Genomic DNA, 20,844 nt, shown 5'->3' on the forward strand with positions numbered 1-20,844 from the left:
TCGAAGCTATGTTAGATTTTGGCCTATGTCAAAGTCAGTCGACGAGGAGAACGCCTCCGCCCGCTACCCCACGGCCACCACCGTCGCCGACTTCCGAGCCAACGTCGCCGCCGTCCGCGCGCGCATCGACGCCGCCGCCGACCGCGCCGGGCGCGATGCCGCGAGCGTGCGGCTGCTGCCGGTCAGCAAGACCGTGCCGACCGAGCGGGTGCGCATCGCGATCGACTCCGGGCTGCGGCTCCTCGGCGAGAACAAGGTGCAGGAGGCCGTGCGCAAGCACCGTGAGACGGAAGACCTCGACGTCTCGTGGGCGATCATCGGACACCTGCAGACCAACAAGGCGCGCGATGTCGCCGCGTTCGCGCACGAGTTCCAGGCACTCGACCGGCTCCGGGTCGCCGAGGCGCTGGACCGAAGGCTGCAGGCGGCCGGTCGCGGTCTCGACGTGTTCGTGCAGGTGAACACCTCCGCGGAGGACTCGAAGTTCGGCATGCCGCCCGCGGAGCTGTCCGGGTTCCTGAAGGCACTGCCGGTGTACTCGTCGCTGCGGGTGCGCGGGCTCATGACGCTCGCGATCCTCACCCCGGACGAGACCAGGGTGCGCGCGTGCTTCCGCGTGCTGCGCGAGCTCCGCGACCGCGCCAGGGCGGACGATCCCGACCTGATCGGCGACGGGGAGCTGTCGATGGGGATGTCGGGCGACTACGAGATCGCGGTCGAGGAGGGGGCGACGTGCGTGCGGGTCGGGCAGGCGATCTTCGGCGCGCGCGCCCTGCCCGACAGCTACTACTGGCCGGAGGGCTGACGCGGCCCCTCGTCGTCGGTCCGGAAGCCGGCCGCCTTGTGAGTGCCGTCGCAGAACGGCTTCACGGCGGACAGGCCGCAGCGGCACAGCGCGACCGTGCGGCGGCCGGGGTCGATCAGCGCGCCGTCCGCGGACCGCAGCTCGATGTCGCCGCGGACGAGCAGGGGCCCGTCCGGGTAGGGCGTGACGGTGACCGGCTCGTCGCGACCGCTCATGACGACTCCCGTCCGCGCAGCGCCGAGGCGCCGGCCGCCCAGGCGTCGAGCATGTGCTGTCCCGCCCAGCCGTCCACGGTGAGGCACGCGGCGGCCCCGAACACGATGTCGCCGAGCACCTCGGGGCGATCCTCCGCCAGGCTGCCGGCGAGGTCGCGCGCGGCGATCTGCTCGTGCACCGCGTCGGCCTCCACGTGCTCGTCGAAGTAGGCGGCCACCTCGTCGGTGAAGCCGAGGCGCCGCAGCCCGTCCGCGTAGAAGCGGCACGGGATCGACGACGTCATCTCGTACGCGGCGAGGTGCCCGACGATGGCGCCGACCAGCCGGCGGTTGAGCCCGAACAGGGTCATCAGATTGTGCGAGGCGAGCGTGATCGCGGGGGCGTCGTCGACGTAGGCGCCGTACGTGTCGTCGAGGTCGGCGGCCCGCATGGCCCTGGCGTACAGCTCCGCGTGCACGCGCTGCGGCCGGCCGCCGCCGTACTCGTCCGACTGGATCTCGACGAGGGCCGCCTTCGCCCGGCCGGTCAGACGCGGGATCGCCCACGAGTGCGGGTCGGCTTCGCGCAGCGTGTAGATCGAGCGGAGGATCAGCGACTCCTCCGCCTGCTCCCGCGTGGCCTTCTTGGCGATGTAGCGCGCCACGCTCGGTCCGGCGTCGGCGGCGGCGAGCGCGAACAGGGCCCGGCCCACCGCGTCGACGGTCGGCTCCGGCAGCTCCGGCACCGGCACGGTCTCCCGGAGGGCCGCCTCGAACGCGTCCTCCAGGAGGCGCCGGGCGGTGACGACGCCCGCATCCCACTCCCGCGACGCGTCGAGCGCGGGAAGCGAGCCGTACGACGACGCATACAGCACGAACAGCGCGAGCTGGATGTCGTCGTCGCGCACGATGTCGGTGGTCTCGGACACGGCGGTCGCCGCGAGCTCCGGCAGGTCGACGCTGTCGTCGCCGTGGACGAGGCAGGACAGCACGGCGGCCGACAGCGGGCCGCGCGGGGAGAATGCGACGGCGGTGTCGGTGTCGAGGGTGGAGACGGTCATGTGGAGGGGCTCCCATCGGATCGATCACCGGCATCATCGCGCGAGCGCGCGAACGGAGCCAGGGACTTGACGCCGAGCCGTCGGGCAGGCAAGCCGCGTCCGCGCTCCCGTGCGCGGACGCGTCGCGCCTCAGCCGCGACCGGGCACGGGCGGGGCCGGAGCCGGGGCGCCCTCCGCGGAGGCCGTCGGGTCTTCGGACGGGTTGCGACGGATGCCGATCCACGACACCACGCCGCCCAGCACCAGGAGCGCGGCCGTGACCCAGGCGGCGCTGTGGAAACCGTCGAGGTCGAGGGCGCCGCCGACGATCGTCGACAGCATCGCCACCACCAGGAGCCCGGCCACGCGCGAGACCGCGTTGTTCACGGCCGAGGCGATGCCCGAGTGGTTCTCGTCGATCGCGCCGAGGATCGCGGCCGTCAGCGGAGCGACCGTGAGCGAGAGGCCCAGCCCCATCACGACCATGGCGGGAAGCACCTGCCACCAGTAGTCGAACTCGGCGGACACGGTCAGCAGCATCAGCGCACCGGCCGCCATGATCAGCGGACCGATCGTCATGAAGATGCGCGGACCCCAGCGCCCCGCCCACCCTCCCGCGCGCGAGCTCACCAGGATCATGAGGATCGTCATCGGCAGGCTCGCGAGACCCGCGGCGGTGGCACTGAGCCCGGCGCCCTGCTGCAGGTACACCCCGACCACGAAGCCGTTGAGCGAGAGCGCGGCGTACACGAACAGCGTCGCGAGGTTGCCCCAGCCGAAGTCGCGCACGCGGAACAGCCACAGCGGCATGAGCGGGGCGGCCGAGCGGCGCTGGCGCAGCAGGAACGCGGCGAACAGGGCGGCGCCCGCGACCGCGGGGATCGAGATCGCGGGCGAGCCCCATCCGAGGTTGGGCTGCTCGATCAGGGCGAACACGACCGCGCCGAGTCCCACGGCGCACAGCGCACCGCTCCACCAGTCCACCCCGACGCCGCGGGGCCGCTCGGGCAGCTGGAGCCGAGCGAGCAGCAGCAGCGTGACGCCGATGGGCAGCACGTTGATGAGGAACACGAACCGCCACGACAGGAAGTCGACGAACAGGCCGCCCAGCAGCGGCCCGACGAGCTGTGCCGCGGTCGTGAAGGCCGTCCAGACGCCGATGGCCCTCGCCTGCACGTCGCCGCGCATCGTGGCCGTGATCAGCGCCAGGGAGCTCGGCACGAGCAGGGCACCCGCCGCGCCCTGGGCCGCGCGGGCGACGATCAGCATGAGCGGGTCGACCGCCGCGGCGACCGCGATCGACGCGATGCCGAACGCGATCAGGCCGATGCGCATGACCACCACCCGGCCATACGCGTCGGACAGCGACCCCGCCAGCAGGATCAGCGCGCTCAGGGTGATGAGGTAGGCGTCGACCACCCACTGCTGCGTGGTGATGCCGCCGCCGAGCTCACGGCTGATGGCGGGCAGCGCGACGTTCACCACCGTGCCGTCGAGGAAGGTCACGAAGGACGCGAGCACCGCGATCGCGATGACGAGCCGCTGGAGGGGGGCGAAGGAGGCCACGAGCCGACCCTACTCCCGGCCGCGGACGCCGGGGCGGGTCAGGCCGACGCGGTCTCCGTCCCCGCGCGGAGCAGTTCCGTGAGCCCCTCGCGACCGCCGTCGCGGTAGGCGGTCCGCTGCCTCTCGGCGCCGGTTCCCTCCGCGCGCAGGCGTCCCAGGGCCTCGTCGACCGCGGCCTCGTCACCGAGCTGCTGCAGCACCGGGCGGATCTCGGCGAGCAGGCCCTCCGCGACCGCCCACGCGTCGGCGACCTCGCCCGACAGCGGGTCGACGATGCGCGCGCCCATCCCGGCCCGCGCCGCCGTCCACACCGACGCGTCCAGGGCGTCGATGCGTTCCTCGGCCAGCCGCTGCTCGGTGCTCAGCGCGATCGCCCGGCACAGCAGCGCCGACAGCACGGCATCGTCGGCGGTGAGCTGCGCGTCGGCGATCCGTGCCTCGACGGTGGGGTATCGCTCGGACAGCCGCACCGCCCACGACAACGAGCTGGCCTCGCCGATCGTGCCCAGGGCGAGCAGTTGCCCGACCCGGGCGCGGTAGTCGTCGAGGTCGTGGAACCGCGGCGGGCACCAGGATGAGGGCAGTCGCCGGATGAGCATGCTCCGCCAGCTCGCGAAGCCCGCGTCGAGGCCGTGGGCGAACGGGCTGTTGGCGCTCAGCGCGAGCAGCAGCGGGAGCCAGCCGCGCAGGCGGTTGAGCGCGCGCACCCGTTCCTCCTCGTCGAGCACCTCGACGTGCACGTGCAGGCCGTTCACCTCGTGCTCGCGGGTCAGGTGCGCGAGCCGCCGGGCCACGTCGTCGTAGTGCGGTGACGGGGAGAGCCGGGGTGAGCGCGCGGTGGTGAACGGGCTCCCGGTCGGGGCGGCCACCGCGTGGAGGGCGCGTGCGTGCTCGCCCAGCAGGCTGCGCAGGCCGCGCAACTGGCGTCGCGCCGCCTCCGGGGTCGACACCGGCTCGGTGAGGCACTCGAGCTGCGACGCCAGGTACTCCGTGGTCACCCGCCCGGTCAGCGGGCGGTCGCCGATGCGCTCCAGGATGTCGCCGGAGAGGCCGACGGGCAGCAGCGAGTTCTCATCGAGCAGGAGGAACTCCTCCTCGATCCCGAAGCGCGCCATCCCGCCTCAGTGGTTGCGCAGAGCGGAGATGAGCTCCGCCTTGCGCTTCCCGCTGTAGCCGGTCAGTCCGATCTCCTTGGCCCGCTTGCGCAGTTCGGCGACCGTCCAGTCCTCGTAGTCGCCGTGCTTCCCGCCCCGGCGGCCGACCGTGCTGCGGCCGTCCCTGGCAGCGGCGTTGGAGATGCGTGCGGCCTTCTCCTTCGAGGCTCCGTCGTCGCGGAGCTCTTCGTACAGCTCCGGGTCCTTCAGGGAGTTGTTACGTGCTCCTGGCATTGCTCTGCTCCTTCGCGCACTCGGAGGGTGGAAGTCAACCCCCTCGAACGAGGGTGTCCGTGCGGTCTAGCGTGAGGGCACCGCAGTCGGGCGCCCGCGCCCCCAGAGAAGGGAAAGACCGATGAACATCCTCCTGATCATCGTCATCGTCATCGCCGTGATCCTCGCGATCACCGGAGGACTGGTGCAGTCGCTCCAGTTCCTGCTGTGGGTCGGTCTGGTGCTCCTGGCTATCGCCGTGATCGCCTGGCTGATCCGAGCGATCAGCGGCAGCCGCAAGGTCTGACCCGTGTGCGGAGGGGGAGGCTCGCCGGTCCGGCGAGCCTCCCCCTCTTCATGGGATCAGCGGGGCGGGATCAGCGGTCGAACGCGTCCCGGACGCTGTCGCCGGCCTTGCCTGCGGCGTCCTTCACGTTCTCGCCGGCCTGCTTGGCGTCGGCCTTCACCTGATCCGCCTGGCCCTCGGCCTCGAGCTTCTCGTTGTCGGTGAGCTTGCCCACGCCCTCCTTGACCTTCCCGCCCAGCTTCTCGGCGGAGTTCTTCATGTCGTCTGCGCCACTCATGTGGGGCTCCTCTCCTCGGCGGATCGATTGCTCTCCGAGCCTCGCATCGGCCGTGACGAGGGTCCACGGGATTGACAATCGCTCCCTGCCGTGTCAGCGTTCCGCCCCCATCGACGCGAGCCCCCGCAGCGGCTAGCCTGGCGCCAGGCGGGTGGTCCTGCCCGCTGTCCTCGACGAAGGGAGCGGAGCCCGATGGACGCGACGATGATGGGCGCGATGTCGAAGAGCATGGAGTCGATGCCCGACATGGCGATGATGGACCTGGCGGTGCTGCAGGCCTGCATGGACGCGTGCGCCGCGTGCGAGCAGGCGTGCACCGTGTGCTCGACGCAGCTGATGGACTGCGCGCCCGCGTGCATGAACTGCGCCGACATGTGCCACACGATGATGCGGTCGATGCTGCGGATGCAGGGCATGACCCCCGCGACGATGATGGCGATGCTCGACGCGTGCATCGCCATGTGCCAGATGTGCATGGACGAGTGCATGCAGCACGCCGATCACAGCGACGTCTGCCGCCTCTGCGCGCAGGCGTGCCAGGCGTGCATGAACGCGTGCATGGCCGTGCGCGACATGATGATGGCGAGCGCCTGACCCGGCAGGACGGTCGCCGTCAGACGGTGGCGACGTTGAAGCGCGCGTCTCCCACGGCCAGCACGCCGTAGGGGAGGTGGAGGGCGACGGGGGTGCCGACGGCCGCTTCGAGCGCGGCACCGGAGCCGTTCCACAGCGCGTGCGCGGTGCCGTCGAGGGTGCGCACGACCAGGTCGCCGGTCACCGGATCGGCGGACTCGACCAGCGCGTCTGCCCAGTCGGCGGGCGTGGCGGCGGCCAGGCGTGCCTGGATCAGGTGCAGCGCGTGTCCCGGTGCGATCGAGGAGCAGCGGCCACCCGCGCGGCACATGCACGTCGCACGCTCGCTCACCTCGAGGGGTGACAGGCGGTGGGGCGACGTGGACACGGTGGTCTCCTTCGGTTCGGCGTTCCGGCCACAGTAGGCGGCGCGGGCGGCGGGACGCGAGGGCGGGCGACATCGGGCGAAACAATCGGGTGTAGGCTCGCCGGGTGCTGTCGTCGATGAGCGCCCTCGGGGCGCGGAGCGGAGCCGCAGGCGCGTTCAGCGCCGCGGGCAGAGGCTGAGGACCGGCCGGAGGCGGAACCCCCGTCCCCGGTGCTGCACCGTACCCGGCTCCTGTCCGGGGTCCTCCATCTGACCCGACTCGCCGCACGGCGACCGTCCGAAAGCACACTCCCATGCGTCCCCTCGACGAGCGCGACATCCGCGCCTCCTTCCTCAACGCCTCCCGCAAGGAGGTCTCCGACCTCACCCTGCCCGCCGGTTTCGCCGACATCGACTTCGATCGGCTTGATTTCCTCGGCTGGACCGACCCCAAGCAGCCCCGTCGCGCCTACGTCGTGACCTGGGTCGACGATGCCCCGGTGGGCGTGCTGCTGCAGCGCGCCGAACAGCGGGTGCTCGCCCGCGCCCAGTGCTCGTGGTGCGAAGACGTGACCCTCCGCAACGACGTGCAGCTGTTCGTCGCCCGCAAGGCCGGTCCGGCCGGACGCAAGGGCGACTCGGTCGGCGTGCTGGCCTGCGCCGGGTTCGAGTGCAACCGCTCGGTGCGGATGCTGCCGCCCCTCGCGTACCAGGGCTACGACCGGGAGCTCGCGCGCGACCTGCGGATCGTCCGGCTGCAGGAGCACGTCACCGGCTTCCTGGCCGAGGTGGCCGGGACCGCCTGAGGCCGTGGGCGGCGGGCCGGTGCGTCCTCAGCGCCGGTCCGCCACCGCCGGATCCGGGGTGTCCGCCCGATCCACCCCGGCCGCCGTGACGGCGCGCACGTGCGCCAGCGCCGGCGCGGACAGCTCGGCCGACAGCGCCGTGAAGCGCTCCACGCTGCGGGCGCCGGGCCAGTCCGCCGGCAGCATCGACGCGGGCAGCCCGGGGTCGGTGTAGGGCAGCACGCGCCACCGGTCGAGCAGGTGCACATACGCGGCGAACGGCTCGGGTGGCAGCGTGCTGAGCGACGCCTGGAAGGCGAGGTGCTCCGTCCGCAGCGCACCCAGGTCCCACCACTGCGCTGCCGCCTCCACGAGGGTGCCGGCGGGAGCGGGGGCCACGGCGTCGAACAGCGTCGCCCACTGCCGCGCGCCGAGCTCTTCCAGGATCTGCGTCGCCTCCTCGCGCAGGTGACCGGGGCAGATCCACAGGGCGGGCGACACCACGCCTGCGCCGATCCACTGCAGCCGGCGACGCAGCTGATGCCGCACGCTGCGGGCGCTCTCCGGGATCGAGAACGACACCAGGCACCACGGGTCGGTGTCGCCCATCTGCCGCATGGTGAAGATGCGCCGGTCGCCGCGCTCCAGCATGGGCAGCGCCTCCGGGTTCAGGCGGTATCCCGCGGTCTCGCCGCGCTCGGCCAGCAGCAGCCCCTTCTGCTTCAGGCGCGTCACGCCCGTGCGGGCCTGGGCGGCCGGGATCCCCAGCTCGCCCGCGAGGTGCACGAGATGCGCGGCGGAGATCCAGCCGCCGAGGGGCCGCAGATACAGCCCGATCAGCGTCCGCAGCAGCGACGCCGTGCTGCCGGGGCGGGCATCGATGTCGTCGCGCACGGCGGTCGCCGCCGCTTCAGTCGTCATCGGACTCCAGGGCGTCGCGCACGGCCAGCACGCCCGTGATCGTCTCGACGTGCGAGGTGCTGAGCGGGGAGAGTCCGAGGCGGATGCCGTCGGGGAAGCGGAAGTCGGGGATGATGCCGTCCGCCCAGAGCCGGCGGGTGACGTCGCGGAAGTCGGGGTGGCCGATCGTCACATGCCCGCCGCGTCGCGCGGAGTCGCGGGGGCTCAGCAGCCGCACGCCGAGCGGGGCGAGCACCTCGTCGTACGCGCGCACCGCGAGATCGGTCAGCGACTGCGACTTGGCCCGCACCCCCGCGATCGTCGACTGCTCGATCAGGTCGAGCATCCCCTGCATCGCGAGCATCGAGGTGACGGGCGGCGTGCCGCTGAGCAGCTGCCGGATGTCGCCGCTCGGCACGTACTCCGGCCCCATCGCGAAGATGTCCTCCGCGCTCCACCACCCCTGGATCGGCTGCCGGAGCACGCCCTGCAGCCCGTGGCGGAGGTAGGCGAACGCGGGGGAGCCCGGGCCGCCGTTCAGGTACTTGTAGGTGCAGCCGACCGCGAGGTCGACGCCCCACGCGTCCAGCTGCATCGGCACGACGCCGGCCGAGTGGCACAGGTCCCACATCATGAGCGCCCCCGCCTCGTGCGCCGCCGCCGTGATGCCCGGCATGTCCGCCAGCGCGCCCGAGCGGTAGTCCACGTGGCTGAGCGACACGAGCGCGGTGCGGTCGGACACCGCGGCCGTCACGTCGTCCACCGTCACGCCGTGCACCGGGTCGGGTTCCAGCCAGCGGATGGTCAGCCCGGTCTCGGCGGCGACGCCCTCGGCGAGGAACCGGTCGGTGGGGAAGTTGCCCGTCTCGATCACGAGCTCCGTGCGGGCGGGGTCGGCGGCGGCCGCGGCGCGCATGAGCTTGTAGATGAGCACGCTGGTCGAGTCGGCCACGACGGTCTGCCCGGTGGCGGCTCCGAGCGCGACCTCGCCGATGCGGTCGCCCAGGCGCATCGGCAGTTCCATCCACTGCTCGTCCCACGAGCGGATGAGCCGGGTGCCCCAGTCCTCGCGCACGAACGCGGCGAGCTTCTCCGGCATGTCCCGCAGGGGGCGGCCGAGGGAGTTCCCGTCGAGGTAGGCCGTGACCCCCGGCGCCTCGGCGAACGCGTCGAGGTGCGCGGCGAGCGGGTCGGCCGCGTCGAGGGCGCGGGCGGCGTCGAGCAGGGCGGCGTCGGAGGAACGGTCGGTCATGTCACACCTTCAGGTCGGCGGCGGTCAGCGGGCGGGCGTCGAACGGATCGGTCGAGCCGTCCGGGAGCAGGAGCAGCAGCGCGCCGGGCTGCCGCGGGTCCACGGGGGCGAGGGCGCGCAGCAGGGCGGCGTCGTCGAGCCCCGCGCGGCGGAGGGCGTCGAGCTCGGCGGGGTGGAGGTCGACCGGGGTGGGGCCGTTGCCCATGTCGGTGCCGTAGAGCACGGTGCCCCCGGCGGCGTGGAACCGTCGCACGTTGTCGACGGCGATGCGCAGGGCGGCGGGGTCGTGGATCGCGAGGGTCGAGATCCAGGACACCGAGGCCGCGTGGCGGGCGACCTCGGCGTCGTCGAGGCGCTCGGTGAACGGCGCGTGCGCGAGGCGGGTGGCTCCGAGGCGTGCGGCCCGCTGCGCCTCGCCGGGGCCCTCGGCGTGCACGACCACCGGCAGGCCGTGCGCGTCCGCGCGCTCGACGATCGCGTGGACGAGCGCGTCGGCGAACACCGGACCGGCCGTGCTGTTGCCGGCGACCTTGAGGAGGGCGACCCCGGCGGCCGCGAGCTCATCGACCGCGGCGACCGCGGCAGCCTCGTCCGCGACCTCCCGCACCGATCCCGCGGGGGCCCAGTCGCGGTCGGACGGGTAGCCGCCGGGCGGGGTGAGGAACGCTCCGGCGTACCGGACCTCGACGGCGTGATCGGGGGTGGCCGAGGTGTGCACCGCGAGCTCACGCAGCACCGCGGTGTTCCCGCCCAGGTCGTCGACCCGGGCGAGGCGCGAGGTGCGCAGCAGGGCGTGGTCGACGAGCTGCAGGTGCACGTGGTGGTCGGTGAAGCCGCCGACGACCCCGCCGGGGACGCGGGGGAGGCCGGGGGCCGGAGTCTCGGCGCGGAGCCGCACGTGTTCCGCGGTCGCCTCGACGACGCCGTCGCGCCACCGGGTGCCGTCGAAGTACGTCGCGGCGTGCATCTCAGCCGCCGATCTCGGTGCGGACGGTGTAGAGCTCGGGGAAGAACGTGAGGTCGAGGGCGCGCTGCAGGAATCCGACGCCGCTGGAGCCGCCCGTGCCGACCTTCATGCCGATCGTGCGCGACACGGTCTTGAGGTGCCGGAACCGCCAGAACTGGAAGTTGTCCTCGAGGTCGACCAGGTCTTCGCACGCCTCGTACAGGTCCCAGTGCGTGCCGGGGTCCTGGTAGATGGCGCGGATCGCGGGGACCAGCGCCGGGGTCTCGCGGTAGGGCTCGCGCACGTCGCGGTCGAGGATCTCGGCCGGAACGGGCAGTCCGCGGCGGGAGGCGTAGCGCAGGAACTCGTCGTACAGCGTGGGCTTCTCCCACTCGGCGGTGAGCAGCGCCAGGTTCGCGGGATGGTCGCGGAAGACGCCGAGCATCTTCTCGTTCTTGTTGCCCAGCGCGAACTCCACGGCGCGGTACTGCACCGACTGGAAGCCGGACGAGGTGCCGAGTGAGCCGCGGAACTGCGCGTATTCGGTCGGGGTGAGGGTGGCGAGCACGGACCACTGCTGCGTCATCACGTCTTGGATCTTCTTGACCCTGGCGATGCGCTTGAGGGCTTCACGCAGGTCGTCGGCGGCCAGCAGCGTGCGCGCGGAGGACAGCTCGTGCAGCACCTGCTTGAGCCACAGCTCGGTGGTCTGGTGCTGGATGATGAACAGCATCTCGTCGTGGTGCTCCGGCTGGCTCACGGGGTGCTGTGCGGTGAGCAGCTGATCCAGGGCGAGGTACGAGCCGTAGGTCATCCGTCCGGTGAGGTCGGTGACGATGCCGTCTTCCAGGGCGCGCTGGTTCTCCGGGTGCATGCGGAAAACATATCACTTCTGTGGCGACCGTCACAGGAGTGAAATGTTCTCAGCGGGTGGTGTGCTTCCCCAGGAACGCGATCGTCTCGTCCAGAGCGGTCCGTGCATCCGGCAGGTCGAGGTGGAACTGGTACTCGTGCGGCAGGGCGGGCTCGTGATCCATCGGCCAGAACAGCGTCGTGACCTCCACACCCAGGGACTCGAGGCGCTTCGCCATCGGGATCGACTGGAGCCAGGTGAGACCGTCGCCGTTGCCGCCGGAGATGTAGGTGGCGGGGAAGTCCGCCGTGACCCAGTCGAGCGTCGACATCGTCGACCCGGTGGAGTCCTCCGCCCAGGTCTTGGTGCCCGAGTACGCCCACATCGCGGTCTTGAGGCCCCAGCCGGCGATGCCGTCGAGCTCGGCCAGGGCTGCGAGGTCGTACACGCCGCAGTTGAGGATCGTGGCGGCGAGCTGGTCGGCCTTCAGCGACGGGTCGATGCCGACGATCTCGGCGTAGTCGGGGTTGGTGATGAGCGTGGCCATCTGGCTGGCGAGCTGGCTGCCGGCGGAGTCGCCCGCGAGCACGATCTGGTCGGGGTCGATGCCGAGTTCCGCGGCGTGCTCGTCGATGTAGGCGAGGGCCTGGTCGAGCTGCCGCACGGCGAGCGGGTACACGCCCTCGGGCCCGATCGTGTAGTTCACCCCGACGGTCGTGTAGCCCTCGGCCGCGAGGATCCGGAGGTACGGGTCGACGTTCTCCTTCTCGCCCGAGATCCAGGCGCCCCCGTGGATCCACACCACGGTCGGCAGTGGACCGTCGGCGTCGGCCGGGCGGAACACGTCCATCGTCGTGTCGGTGCCCGCGTCGCCGTACGCGATCCCCTGCTGCACGTCGAGCGCGGCGTCGGGCACGTGCTTGTCCATCTCGGCGGCGGTCTCGTCGCCGCCCTTCGTGAACACCGCGCGGATGACCATGGCGGACGGCCAGGGGGTGAGGCTGCTGATGAGGGCGACCACGGCGGCGACGGCGACCACGATCACCGCGATCACCTTCGTGCGGTGCCAGGGCTTCCGGGCCTTCGTGGGGTGGACGGACTCTCCGGTGTGCGCATCGGTGCTCATGGACCCTCCCGGCAACAGTGTGCCAGTATTCCGGCTGGTCGAATCGCCGGTGCGGGCGGGTGTGTCCTGGCGCCCCGTGCGATCGCGGCCGTCCCTGCGGGCCCGGGCCCGGGGAGGGGCTCAGCGGGAGAGGCCGCCGATGAGCTGCCGCAGGCCGTAGGCGTAGGCGCGGTCGACGTCGCCGCCCAGGCGGAAGGCGCCCGCGAGCTCCATCTGCAGGAACCCGGTCGCCCAGGCGGTGAAGAGCCGGGCGGCGTCGAGGGCGTCGTCGTCGCCGACCGTGGCCGCGCACGCCCGGATGACCGGTGCCGCCGAGCGCTCGAGGGCTTCCTGCGGCACGGGTGCGGCGAACATCAGCCGGAAGCCCTCGGGGTGCGCGTGCGCGAAGGCGCGGTAGGCGGTGGCGAGCTCGGCGAGGTCGTCGCCGACCCTCTCGAGGCGCTCACCCAGCGCGTCGACCGTGGCGGTCGCCACCGCGGCGAGCAGTGCCTCGCGATCCTTCACGCGCTTGTAGAGCGAGGGGGCGCGCACGCCGACGCGCGTCGCGACGGCCTGCATCGTGAGGCCCGAGGGACCGGACGCCTCGAGGATCTCTCGTCCGGCGGCCACGATCGCGTCGGTCGTGGTGCGTTCGGGGGTCGGCATGCATCCTCCAGCGATGGCTATTGACAGTAGCCATCATAGCTACGTATCGTAGCTATCGCAATCATCCGAGAGGACCCGCCATGCAGCTCGCCCCGCACCTCCACCGCCTCGGCAACGACATCGTCGCCTCGTACCTGATCGACCTGCCCGAGGGCATCACGCTCATCGACGCCGGTCTGCCCGGACACTGGAAAGACCTGCAGCACGAGCTTTCCGCGATCGGTCGTCCGCTGTCCGACGTCCGCGGTCTCGTGCTCACCCACGGCGACAGCGACCACATCGGGTTCGCCGAACGCCTGCGCCGCGAGACCGGCGTGCCCGTGATCATCCACACCGCCGACGCCCACCGCGTGCGCACGGGCGAGAAGCCACGGACGCCGATGGGGTCCGCGCGCCCGCTCCCGATGCTGGGCTTCCTCGCCTACGGCCTGCGCAAGAACGCGCTGCGCACGCCGCACGTCGCCTCGGTCGTCGAGGTGGAGGACGGTGCGGTGCTCGACCTGCCCGGTGCCCCGGTGGTCGTCGGACTGCCCGGCCACTCGCCCGGCAGCATCGCGGTGCACGTGCCGGCGGTCGACGCGGTGTTCGTGGGCGACGCGCTCACGACGCGGCACGTGCTCACCGGGCGCGAGGGTGCCCAGCCGGCTCCCTTCACGGATGCACCCGCAGAGGCCCTGGCGTCGCTGGACCGGCTGGCCGCGCTCGACGCGTCGTGGGTGCTCCCCGGACACGGCGCTCCCTGGCGCGGCTCCCCGGCCGACATCGCCGCCGCCGTCCGCGCCGCCGCCTGACCCCGTCCGCTCCGGTCGCGGGTCGCGGCCGCGGTGCCCCGGTCGCGGTGCCCCCGGTCGCGGTGCCCCCGGTCGCGGTGCGGATCGAAAACGCGCCCGGGTGGGACTCGCGCGGCCCGTTTTCCACCCCGCACCGTCTAGGGGGCGGGTTCTGGATCAAAAAGGGTCCGGGGGGTGCCCCGGGCGGTGCGTTTTCCACCCCGCACCCGCGCCCCGCACCGCACCCACGCCCCGCGCGCGCCCGCGAGCACGCGGGGTCAGCGCGACAGGAGGGCGGACGTCTCGGCGACCGTGATCTGCGGCGGGTAGAGGCTCATGACCTGCACCGCGGCGGCGTGGTTCTCCGCCGTGGAACCGGCGCAGGCGTCGGCGGCCAGGGTCACCAGGGCCCCCGCGTCCGCGGCAGCGAGCGCCGTGGAGATCACGCAGCAGTCGGTGGACACGCCGGCCAGCACCACCGGCGCGCCGTGTCCCACCACCGCCTCCAGCTCCGCGCCCCACTTGCCGAACGTGGGCAGGTCGAGCGTCGGGTGCGGGGACAGCCCGCGCGCCGCGGGAACCAGGTCGAACAGTGCGTCGTCTGCCGGGCGGTCGGCGAAGGGCCACGCGGCGAAGTAGTCGCCCCAGGAGGTGGAGCGGTCGGCCGTGGGCAGCCACCGCGTCACCAGCACGCGGTCGCCGAACGCGTCGGCGAGCCGCCGGATGTTGCCCATCGCGTCGTCGAAGAACGGCGACCCCCACGCGGAGTCGGGCGAGGCGAAGATGTGCTGAGGGTCGATCACGACCAGCCAGGCGTCGCGTGAACCCGGGCCGGCGGTCGTGGTCACGCCGCCTCCTGCCGCCGGATCTTCCCCGCCCTGGCGAACCAGGTCACGACGAACGACAGCACGAGCGCGAAGAACACCCCGAGGTTGGCGTACGCCCAGTCGCCGTCAGCGCCGCCGACCAGGAACAGCAGATACCCCTGCCAGTTGTTCCACGGGGCGGCCTCGGCGAAGCCGTTGAGCACGAATCCCCAGCCGATCACGCTCGCGACCACCAGGGTGACGATCGAGGTCCAGTCCCAGGCGCCGTAGCGGCCGCGGCTGTCGAACAGCGCCTGCTCGTCGTAGTCGGCGCGGCGGCGGAGGATGTCGGCGATCAGGATGCCGGCCCAGGAGGCGAGCGGCACGCCGAGCGTGATGAGGAAGCTCTGGAACGGGCCGAGGAAGTCGTTCGCGAAGAACACCACGTAGATCGTGCCGAGCGTGAGGATGACCCCGTCGATCGCGGCCGCCGACGGGCGCGGGATGCGGATGCCGAGGCTCAGCAGGGTCAGGCCGGAGGAGTAGATGCCCAGCACGGCGCCCGACACGAGCGCGAGGACCGCGGTGAGCAGGAACGGCACCAGCACCCAGAGCGGGAGGATGCTCGCGAGCGCGCCGATCGGGTCGGCCGCGATCGCCGTCAGCAGGTCGTCGTCGGAGCCGCCGAGCAGCAGGCCGAACACGACGAGGATGACCGGCGCGACCGAGCCGCCGATCGTGTTCCAGGCGACGATCGCGCCGTCGGAGGCCGTGCGCTTCTGGTAGCGCGACCAGTCCGCGGCGATGTTGATCCAGCCCAGGCCGAACCCGGTCATCACCATCACGAGTGCGCCGATCACCTGCCCGATGCCGCCGTCCGGACGCGCGAGCACCACGCCGAGGTCGATGCTCGGGATCGCGAGGACGATGTAGAGCACGGTCACCACGCCGGTGACCCAGGTGAGCACCGACTGCAGGCGCATGATCGTGTGATAGCCCAGCACGGACGCCGTGACGATGAGCGCGGCCACCACGACGGTCGCGACGATCTTGAGCCACAGGCTGTCGCCGTCGCCGCCGAGCTGCGTGATCACGGTCGCGGTGGCGAGCACGGCCATGATCGCCAGGAACGTCTCCCAGCCGATCGAGGTGAGCCAGGAGACGATGCCGGGGATCTTCTGCCCCTGCACGCCGAACGCCGCCCGCGAGAGCACCATGGTCGGCGCCGAGCCGCGCTTGCCCGCGATCGCGATCAGCCCGCACAGCAGGAACGACACCACGATGCCGATCACCGACACGAGCGTCGCCTGCCAGAACGAGATGCCGAAGCCGAGCACGAACGAGCCGTACGACATGCCGAACACCGACACGTTCGCGGCGAACCACGGCCAGAAGAGGTCGCGCGGCTTCGCGGTCCGCTCGGATTCGGGGATGATCTCGATGCCTGCGCGCTCGATGAGAGCCGGCCTGATGTCGGTCATCTGCTCATGATGGCACTGCTGCGCCGGTGCGGGGCTCAGCCGGCGAAGAACGCTCCGGCCACGCGTGTCAGGTCGTGCAGGTCGCTCACGCCGGCGAGCTCCCGCGCCGAGTGCATCGACAGGATCGGGATGCCCACGTCGACCGTGCGGATGCCCAGGCGCGTCGCCGTGATCGGTCCGATGGTGGAGCCGCAGGGCACGCCGTTGTTCGACACGAACTCCTGCGTGGCGACGCCCGAGCGCTCGCACCACTCCCGCCAGGCGGCGCTGCCGACCGCGTCCGTGGCGTAGCGCTGATTGGCGTTGAGCTTGAGGATGGGGCCGGAGCCGAGCACCGGCTGCACCACGGGGTCGTGGCGGCCGACGTAGTTGGGGTGCACCGAGTGACCCACGTCGCTCGACAGGCACCACGACGCGGCGTAGGCCCGACGGCGGGCCGACGCGTCGGCGCCCAGCCCGTCGTAGACCCGCTCCAGCACGTCCTCCAGGAACGGGCCGGCCGCGCCGGAGCGCGACTCCGACCCGAGCTCCTCGTGGTCGAACGCGGCGAGCACCGCGATCGGCGCACCAGCGGCGGGCTCGTGCGCCTGCAGCGCCACCACGCCGGCGTGCACGGAGGCGAGGTCGTCCAGGCGACCGGAGGCGAAGAAGGCGCTGTCCTTGCCGAACACCGCGCCGCGTGCCGCATCGGCCACCACCACGTCGTAGCCGCGGATGTCAGACGCCGACACCTCGGCGGAGGCCGCGAGCTCCGCGAGGATGTCCGCCTCGGACGGGTCGCCGAGTCCCCACACGGGCTGCGTCTCGGTCTGCTTGTCGAGCGCGAGGCCGTTGTTCACGCCGCGGTCGAGGTGGATCGCCAGCTGCGGCAGTCGCAGCAGGGCACCCGTGTCGGCGAGCACGACGCGGCCGTCGGCGAGGGCCAGGCGACCGGCGAGGCGCAGCTCCCGGTCGAGCCAGGAGTTCAGCAGCGGGCCGCCGTAGACCTCGACCGCCGCCTGCAGCCACCCGCGGACACCGGTCGTGGGCTGCGGCTTGAGTTTGAAGCCAGGGGAGTCGGTGTGGGCGCCGAAGGCCTGCACGGGCGTGGTCGCGGTGGCGTCGGCGGGGACGACCCAGGCGATCGCGGCTCCGTCGCGCACCACGACGTACCGCCCGCCCGCGGCGGACGGCCACGCGTCGTGCTCGTCGAGCCGCGTGAACCCGGCGTCCTCCAGGCGACGGGCGACCTCGGCCGCGGCGTGATAGCTGGAGGGGGAGGCGGCGACGAAGTCGGCGAGGTCCTCGGCGTGGGCGAGAGCGACCGGGGTGACGGGCATGGGCATGACCTTCCTGCGCGGGGTGTCTTTCGAGCGTAGTCGGGACCGGCGTTCCCCTCCGGTTCGCCTCGGACGGCTAGGGTGGTCCCGATAGCGCCTAGGGTTCCGGGGTCCGCACCCGTCTGGTCCGAGCGGCGCCACGGTCCGCTCCCGTGAGCGGGCCGTCATCTGACAGGACAAAAGCCCGGAGGACCCTGTTCGTCGTGCCCGCGCCGAACGGAAGGGTCTGTCGTGTCCCCACTCGCCTTCGTCCTGGTCCTCGGTGCCGCCGTCGCCCACGCCGCCTGGAACGTGATCGCGCACGGCATCAGCCGCGCCGGCTCGCCGTTCCTGTGGTGGGGCGCGGTGGCCAGCACGGCCGTGTGGATCGGGGCGGTGCCGTTCACGGGGGGCCTCGGCACGTCCGACCTCGCCTCGTTCGCCCTCGGGGTGGGTGTCTCGGCCGTGCTGCACGTGGTGTACATGGCGGTGCTGCAGCGCGGCTATCGCGAGGGCAGCCTGTCGACCGTGTATGCGACGGCGCGCGGGACCGGTCCCTTCCTGTCGGTGATCGTCGCGGTGCTGCTGCTGGGGGAGCGGCCGTCGGGCATCGCACTGGTCGGCGTCGCCGCGGTGATCGTCGGCGTGGTGGCGGTCGGGCTGGTCGACCGGGGGAGCGGCGGAGGGCGGGGCGTCGACCTCGGCCTGGTGTTCGGGCTGCTGACGGGCGTGGCGATCGCGGTGTACACGATCTGGGACACGCACGCGGTGCGCACGTGGAGCCTGTCGCCGGTGGCCTTCATGGTGGGCACGACCCTGCTGCAGGTGCCGTTCTACTCGATCGCGGTCCGTCGCCGCTGGCCCGCGGTGTGGGCGCTCGGGCGTGCCCAGTGGCGCCGCATCCTGGCGTTCGGTGTGCTGTCGCCGCTGTCGTACATCCTCGTGCTGTCGGCGATCCAGATCGCTCCGGTCGCGCTGGTCGCGCCGTTGCGCGAGGTGAGCGTGGTGCTGGTGAGCCTGTTCGGCGCGGTCGTGCTCAGGGAGTCGCGGCCAGGGTGGCGGGTGGGCGCCTCGCTCATCGTGCTGACCGGCATCGTGCTGCTTGCGCTGTGACCCCCGCGGTTCCATTCTGGAGATGGCGCGGGGTGGAAGAACGACAGCCCTCGGACCGTCGACGCCGACGGTCCGGAGATGGATGCAGGTGTGAGCACTCTCCCGGATCCCCGCGGCGCGAGCGGTGCGCCAGCGGAATGCCCGCGTGCCGCGCGAGGCACGGGGTCAGCGGAAGGTGACCAGTCCCGCGTGCGCGGCCGTGACGAGGATCTGCACGCGGTCGCGCAGGTGCCACTTCGACATCATGCGCCCGAGGTGCGCCTTGACCGTGCCCTCCGACACGATGAGCGCCTTGGCGATCTCGGCGTTCGACATGCCCTTCGCGAGGCACTGCAGCACCTCTTCCTCACGGTCCGTGAGCGGTTCGAGGGCATCAGCGGCGGTCGCGGCGGGCGTGGAGTCGCGCACGTGCCGGATCAGCATGGAGGCGATGCGCGGGGACAGCGAGCTCTGGCCGGCGAACACCTCGCGCACGCCGGTCACGATGTCCTCCGCGCTGGAGTCCTTGAGCAGGTAGCCCGACGCCCCGGCGCTCAGCATCGGCAGGACCGTGTCGCTGCCGTCGAGGGTGGTCACGGCGAGGATCCGCACATCGGGCCACCGTTGCGCGATGGCCGCCGTCGCCTCGATGCCGTTCATCTCGGGCATCTGGACGTCCATCATGACGACGTCCGGCTTCTCCCGCTCCACCGTGCTGAGGGCCTCGCGACCGTCCTCCGCCTGCGCCACGACCGTGATCTCCGGCGCGCGCGACACGAAGTGGGACAGCGCGGAGCGGACCAGTGGATCGTCATCGACGATCACGACGCGGATTTCCTGCATGGAGGAAGCCTAACCGCGCTGCACCCGCGGATCCGCGCTGTAGACCTTTGGCCATCGAGGTCTGGACTCAAGACAGATGTGCGCGCTCAGCGTCGTCGAGAAGATGAATACAGACATCGACAAACGACTACAAAATGGAGGTGAACGTAATGACTTTCTGGCAGCAGGTTAGCAAGTTCTTTGGTCTCGTCCGCTAGAGTACCTGGCGAATAGGAGATAGTGAACCATGGCCTTCGACCATTCGATTCGCGGGTCTGCGGATACACTCCGGCTGGTCCGAGGTGAGAAACTCACCGCTATCGAACGCATCGTCGTTCTGGTGATCATCTCCATCACTATCGCCGTCGATCTGATCGGCCTCATCGTGACTCCGGGTGTGAACCCGGCCGTCCTCGTGGTGAGCATTTCTTCGACGGCAGTCTTCGCCCTTTATCTCTGGAAGCCCCTCATCGCGACATGCGCCCTCGGCGTCGTGTTCGCGCTCTCCTTTCTGGCAGGAACCGAGTACCAGGTCCTGACCGCCGCCGCTGTCGCGGCCGGATTGGTCATGCGACTCGGCTGGACCTCGCTGATCCTGTCGTACACCGGCGCGTTCCTCGTCGCTGCCGCCGTCGTCGCCATGCGCGACGCCGACGCCGGCGTGAACGTCGCCATCTACCTCGTCTTCGCCGCTGTCGCGGGAGCCGTCGGCTTCGCGCTGCGGATCGCGTTCGCACGCGGCAGCCGCCTGGAGCGTCAGCTCGAGGCAGCGGCCGAACAGGAACGCGAAGCAGTGCTCGCCGAGCGGCGATGGATCGCCGGCGAGTTGCACGACAGCATCGCGCACCACCTCACGGTGGTGTCGCTGCACGTGCAGATGCTCGAGGACCCCGGAACCAGTGACGATTCGCGTGAGGCCATCCGGGTGGCCGCGCGCAAGGCCATGACCGATCTCCGGTTCGTGATCGAGCTGGCCGACGACGGGCCCCGGTCGGCAGGCATGCCGGCGGGCGACCTCGTCGCGGCGATCGACGAAGCACGCACCGAGTTCGCGGACGCCGGGCACACGGTGGTGTGCGAAGGCGACCCGGGCGACGAGCGCATCCCGCGCGCCGTGGAGATCGTGCTGGCGCGCATCGTGCGCGAGTCCGCCACCAACATCTTGAAGTACGCCGGCGAGGGCACGGTCGAGATCCGTCTCGCCGTGGACGACGACACCGCGCACCTGACCCTGCGCAGTCCCCTTCCGACCACGCCCCGCCGCGAGCTCTCGTCGAGTCGCACGGGCCTCGGCCGCATGGCCGAGCGCGTCATGGGCGCGAGCGGTGAGTTCAGCGCGGGGGAGGTCGACGGGCACTGGCTCGTGTCGGCCGCACTGCCGGTGGCCTGAGGCGCTACAGTGACAGAGTGCGCTGCGTGCGCGCGAACAGACCTAGACGAAAGTCTAAAAAGGTCTCGACTTTCGGCACTTCAGAGCCCAATTCGCACCGGCATATGCTGAAAGCTCCCCAGATAAAGCGTCCCCAGCGCTGCGATCGCGGGCGCGATCTTTCTGGCTTCTGAACACTCCCG

Annotated in this window: 24 protein-coding genes; 7 read left to right on the plus strand and 17 right to left on the minus strand. The window is 71.7% G+C overall.

What is annotated here, in order from left to right:
- The first annotated feature begins 25 nt into the window (after window positions 1-25).
- On the plus strand, window positions 26-805 hold the full coding sequence (locus tag DW297_RS17555; protein ID WP_136034815.1) for a YggS family pyridoxal phosphate-dependent enzyme: 780 nt from the start codon (window positions 26-28) through the stop codon (window positions 803-805).
- Here DW297_RS17555 and DW297_RS17560 read toward each other — a convergent pair.
- From DW297_RS17560 to DW297_RS17580, 5 genes are all read right to left on the minus strand, one after another.
- Window positions 787-1,020, minus strand: a complete 234-nt coding sequence (locus DW297_RS17560) for a CDGSH iron-sulfur domain-containing protein (RefSeq protein WP_136034818.1) — start codon at window positions 1,018-1,020, stop codon at window positions 787-789. The genes DW297_RS17555 and DW297_RS17560 overlap by 19 nt on opposite strands.
- A complete protein-coding gene (locus DW297_RS17565; RefSeq protein ID WP_136034820.1) occupies window positions 1,017-2,060 on the minus strand; it encodes an iron-containing redox enzyme family protein in 1,044 nt (347 codons plus the stop codon). Before DW297_RS17565 ends, DW297_RS17560 begins: the two co-directional genes overlap by 4 nt.
- 129 nt (window positions 2,061-2,189) lie before the next feature.
- Complete coding sequence (locus DW297_RS17570; protein ID WP_136034822.1) at window positions 2,190-3,605, minus strand: MFS transporter; 1,416 nt, start codon at window positions 3,603-3,605, stop codon at window positions 2,190-2,192.
- 38 nt (window positions 3,606-3,643) lie between these two features.
- Window positions 3,644-4,720: a carboxylate-amine ligase gene (locus DW297_RS17575; protein ID WP_136034825.1), complete on the minus strand. Its 1,077-nt coding sequence runs from the start codon at window positions 4,718-4,720 to the stop codon at window positions 3,644-3,646.
- Between the two features lie 6 nt (window positions 4,721-4,726).
- Window positions 4,727-4,993: a DUF7218 family protein gene (locus DW297_RS17580; protein ID WP_136034827.1), complete on the minus strand. Its 267-nt coding sequence runs from the start codon at window positions 4,991-4,993 to the stop codon at window positions 4,727-4,729.
- A gap of 121 nt (window positions 4,994-5,114) precedes the next feature.
- On the opposite strand from DW297_RS17580, the gene DW297_RS19040 reads away from it, so the two are divergent.
- Window positions 5,115-5,279: a hypothetical protein gene (locus DW297_RS19040; RefSeq protein ID WP_017829325.1), complete on the plus strand. Its 165-nt coding sequence runs from the start codon at window positions 5,115-5,117 to the stop codon at window positions 5,277-5,279.
- Window positions 5,280-5,349: 70 nt separating this feature from the next.
- Here DW297_RS19040 and DW297_RS17585 read toward each other — a convergent pair whose 3' ends face one another.
- Window positions 5,350-5,556, minus strand: a complete 207-nt coding sequence (locus DW297_RS17585) for a CsbD family protein (RefSeq protein WP_136034830.1) — start codon at window positions 5,554-5,556, stop codon at window positions 5,350-5,352.
- A 192-nt stretch (window positions 5,557-5,748) separates the two neighbouring features.
- Here DW297_RS17585 and DW297_RS17590 point away from each other — a divergent pair, with 192 nt between their 5' ends.
- A complete protein-coding gene (locus DW297_RS17590; protein ID WP_136034832.1) occupies window positions 5,749-6,150 on the plus strand; it encodes a hypothetical protein in 402 nt (133 codons plus the stop codon).
- Window positions 6,151-6,169: 19 nt separating this feature from the next.
- On the opposite strand, the gene DW297_RS17595 is transcribed toward DW297_RS17590, so the two are convergent.
- Window positions 6,170-6,517, minus strand: coding sequence for a hypothetical protein (locus DW297_RS17595; protein WP_136034834.1), 348 nt, complete (start codon window positions 6,515-6,517; stop codon window positions 6,170-6,172).
- 293 nt (window positions 6,518-6,810) lie between these two features.
- On the opposite strand from DW297_RS17595, the gene DW297_RS17600 reads away from it, so the two are divergent.
- Window positions 6,811-7,302, plus strand: a complete 492-nt coding sequence (locus DW297_RS17600) for an FBP domain-containing protein (RefSeq protein WP_136034836.1) — start codon at window positions 6,811-6,813, stop codon at window positions 7,300-7,302.
- Window positions 7,303-7,329: 27 nt separating this feature from the next.
- Here DW297_RS17600 and DW297_RS17605 read toward each other — a convergent pair whose 3' ends face one another.
- From DW297_RS17605 to DW297_RS17630, 6 genes are all read right to left on the minus strand, one after another.
- Window positions 7,330-8,202 (minus strand): PaaX family transcriptional regulator, encoded by an 873-nt coding sequence (locus tag DW297_RS17605; protein WP_136034838.1) that lies wholly within the window; start codon window positions 8,200-8,202, stop codon window positions 7,330-7,332.
- Window positions 8,192-9,433 carry a kynureninase gene (locus tag DW297_RS17610; protein ID WP_136034841.1) on the minus strand — a complete coding sequence of 414 codons (1,242 nt, stop codon included), beginning with the start codon at window positions 9,431-9,433 and terminating at the stop codon, window positions 8,192-8,194. Before DW297_RS17610 ends, DW297_RS17605 begins: the two co-directional genes overlap by 11 nt.
- A 1-nt stretch (window position 9,434) precedes the next feature.
- Window positions 9,435-10,400, minus strand: coding sequence for an amidohydrolase (locus tag DW297_RS17615; protein ID WP_136034843.1), 966 nt, complete (start codon window positions 10,398-10,400; stop codon window positions 9,435-9,437).
- A 1-nt stretch (window position 10,401) separates the two neighbouring features.
- Window positions 10,402-11,253 (minus strand): tryptophan 2,3-dioxygenase, encoded by an 852-nt coding sequence (locus tag DW297_RS17620; RefSeq protein WP_136034845.1) that lies wholly within the window; start codon window positions 11,251-11,253, stop codon window positions 10,402-10,404.
- Window positions 11,254-11,302: 49 nt separating this feature from the next.
- Window positions 11,303-12,358 carry an alpha/beta hydrolase gene (locus DW297_RS17625; RefSeq protein WP_136034847.1) on the minus strand — a complete coding sequence of 352 codons (1,056 nt, stop codon included), beginning with the start codon at window positions 12,356-12,358 and terminating at the stop codon, window positions 11,303-11,305.
- 120 nt (window positions 12,359-12,478) lie between these two features.
- Complete coding sequence (locus DW297_RS17630; protein ID WP_136034849.1) at window positions 12,479-13,003, minus strand: TetR/AcrR family transcriptional regulator; 525 nt, start codon at window positions 13,001-13,003, stop codon at window positions 12,479-12,481.
- Window positions 13,004-13,083: 80 nt separating this feature from the next.
- Between DW297_RS17630 and DW297_RS17635 the strand changes: the two genes are divergently transcribed.
- Window positions 13,084-13,794, plus strand: coding sequence for an MBL fold metallo-hydrolase (locus DW297_RS17635; protein WP_136034852.1), 711 nt, complete (start codon window positions 13,084-13,086; stop codon window positions 13,792-13,794).
- Window positions 13,795-14,051: 257 nt separating this feature from the next.
- Here the strand turns inward: DW297_RS17635 and DW297_RS17640 are convergent, their stop codons facing one another.
- Genes DW297_RS17640 through DW297_RS17650 form a run of 3 tightly spaced genes read right to left on the minus strand, consistent with a single transcriptional unit; the run spans window position 14,052 to window position 17,379 of the window.
- Window positions 14,052-14,621, minus strand: coding sequence for a cysteine hydrolase family protein (locus tag DW297_RS17640; RefSeq protein WP_136034854.1), 570 nt, complete (start codon window positions 14,619-14,621; stop codon window positions 14,052-14,054).
- Window positions 14,618-16,060, minus strand: coding sequence for a purine-cytosine permease family protein (locus DW297_RS17645; protein ID WP_136034856.1), 1,443 nt, complete (start codon window positions 16,058-16,060; stop codon window positions 14,618-14,620). The genes DW297_RS17640 and DW297_RS17645 overlap by 4 nt, the downstream gene beginning before the upstream one ends.
- 35 nt (window positions 16,061-16,095) lie before the next feature.
- Window positions 16,096-17,379 (minus strand): M18 family aminopeptidase, encoded by a 1,284-nt coding sequence (locus DW297_RS17650; protein ID WP_136034876.1) that lies wholly within the window; start codon window positions 17,377-17,379, stop codon window positions 16,096-16,098.
- A 231-nt stretch (window positions 17,380-17,610) separates the two neighbouring features.
- Here DW297_RS17650 and DW297_RS17655 point away from each other — a divergent pair, with 231 nt between their 5' ends.
- Window positions 17,611-18,471 (plus strand): EamA family transporter, encoded by an 861-nt coding sequence (locus DW297_RS17655; protein WP_136034858.1) that lies wholly within the window; start codon window positions 17,611-17,613, stop codon window positions 18,469-18,471.
- A 165-nt stretch (window positions 18,472-18,636) separates the two neighbouring features.
- Here DW297_RS17655 and DW297_RS17660 read toward each other — a convergent pair whose 3' ends face one another.
- Window positions 18,637-19,293, minus strand: coding sequence for a response regulator (locus DW297_RS17660; RefSeq protein ID WP_240744674.1), 657 nt, complete (start codon window positions 19,291-19,293; stop codon window positions 18,637-18,639).
- 319 nt (window positions 19,294-19,612) lie between these two features.
- Between DW297_RS17660 and DW297_RS17665 the strand changes: the two genes are divergently transcribed.
- Window positions 19,613-20,662: a sensor histidine kinase gene (locus tag DW297_RS17665; RefSeq protein ID WP_240744675.1), complete on the plus strand. Its 1,050-nt coding sequence runs from the start codon at window positions 19,613-19,615 to the stop codon at window positions 20,660-20,662.
- Window positions 20,663-20,844: the final 182 nt, after the last annotated feature.

Source organism: Microbacterium sp. PF5, from assembly GCF_004794315.1.
Classification (GTDB): domain Bacteria; phylum Actinomycetota; class Actinomycetes; order Actinomycetales; family Microbacteriaceae; genus Microbacterium; species Microbacterium sufflavum.

Bases quoted from the DNA above. Each gene is read 5' to 3' on its own strand.
- DW297_RS17555 (WP_136034815.1), top strand. From the start codon at position 26: ATGTCAAAGTCAGTCGACGAGGAGAACGCCTCCGCCCGCTACCCCACG.
- DW297_RS17560 (WP_136034818.1), bottom strand. From the start codon at position 1,020: ATGAGCGGTCGCGACGAGCCGGTCACCGTCACGCCCTACCCGGACGGG.
- DW297_RS17565 (WP_136034820.1), bottom strand. From the start codon at position 2,060: ATGACCGTCTCCACCCTCGACACCGACACCGCCGTCGCATTCTCCCCG.
- DW297_RS17575 (WP_136034825.1), bottom strand. From the start codon at position 4,720: ATGGCGCGCTTCGGGATCGAGGAGGAGTTCCTCCTGCTCGATGAGAAC.
- DW297_RS17580 (WP_136034827.1), bottom strand. From the start codon at position 4,993: ATGCCAGGAGCACGTAACAACTCCCTGAAGGACCCGGAGCTGTACGAA.
- DW297_RS19040 (WP_017829325.1), top strand. From the start codon at position 5,115: ATGAACATCCTCCTGATCATCGTCATCGTCATCGCCGTGATCCTCGCG.
- DW297_RS17585 (WP_136034830.1), bottom strand. From the start codon at position 5,556: ATGAGTGGCGCAGACGACATGAAGAACTCCGCCGAGAAGCTGGGCGGG.
- DW297_RS17590 (WP_136034832.1), top strand. From the start codon at position 5,749: ATGGACGCGACGATGATGGGCGCGATGTCGAAGAGCATGGAGTCGATG.
- DW297_RS17600 (WP_136034836.1), top strand. From the start codon at position 6,811: ATGCGTCCCCTCGACGAGCGCGACATCCGCGCCTCCTTCCTCAACGCC.
- DW297_RS17605 (WP_136034838.1), bottom strand. From the start codon at position 8,202: ATGACGACTGAAGCGGCGGCGACCGCCGTGCGCGACGACATCGATGCC.
- DW297_RS17610 (WP_136034841.1), bottom strand. From the start codon at position 9,433: ATGACCGACCGTTCCTCCGACGCCGCCCTGCTCGACGCCGCCCGCGCC.
- DW297_RS17615 (WP_136034843.1), bottom strand. From the start codon at position 10,400: ATGCACGCCGCGACGTACTTCGACGGCACCCGGTGGCGCGACGGCGTC.
- DW297_RS17620 (WP_136034845.1), bottom strand. From the start codon at position 11,253: ATGCACCCGGAGAACCAGCGCGCCCTGGAAGACGGCATCGTCACCGAC.
- DW297_RS17625 (WP_136034847.1), bottom strand. From the start codon at position 12,358: ATGAGCACCGATGCGCACACCGGAGAGTCCGTCCACCCCACGAAGGCC.
- DW297_RS17630 (WP_136034849.1), bottom strand. From the start codon at position 13,003: ATGCCGACCCCCGAACGCACCACGACCGACGCGATCGTGGCCGCCGGA.
- DW297_RS17635 (WP_136034852.1), top strand. From the start codon at position 13,084: ATGCAGCTCGCCCCGCACCTCCACCGCCTCGGCAACGACATCGTCGCC.
- DW297_RS17645 (WP_136034856.1), bottom strand. From the start codon at position 16,060: ATGACCGACATCAGGCCGGCTCTCATCGAGCGCGCAGGCATCGAGATC.
- DW297_RS17650 (WP_136034876.1), bottom strand. From the start codon at position 17,379: ATGCCCGTCACCCCGGTCGCTCTCGCCCACGCCGAGGACCTCGCCGAC.
- DW297_RS17660 (WP_240744674.1), bottom strand. From the start codon at position 19,293: ATGCAGGAAATCCGCGTCGTGATCGTCGATGACGATCCACTGGTCCGC.